At 54.3% G+C, this 278-nt stretch carries 1 pseudogene; it reads right to left on the bottom strand.

What is annotated here, in order from left to right:
* Nucleotides 1-278: pseudogene (locus SB775_RS29005) on the bottom strand (ATP-dependent DNA helicase RecG); the annotation flags it as partial.

Below are 278 nucleotides of genomic sequence, written 5' to 3'. Positions count from 1 at the left end.
CCAGACAGCGGTTACTACTACCCGGTCCATGACTACCTTGACAGAGATGCGCGATTTTCCTTTTCCGTAAAAACGAACAGAGGGTTCGCCGTACACTGTTCCCGCCAGCGTGACCCTCTCTCCATCTTTTACTTCCGTCAAATCACGCACGCGGTAGTCTTCATAGCGCGATGGGAAATACTCCAGCAAGTCACCGATGCTATGAATTCCGAGTCCAGCAAAAGCCTTCGCCCGCTCCTCCCCTACCCCGTGCAAAAGGGAGACGGGCGCCAAATACG

It is taken from the genome of Peribacillus sp. SIMBA_075 (assembly GCF_046534585.1).
This window is presented reverse-complemented; position numbering and strand designations above follow the sequence as displayed.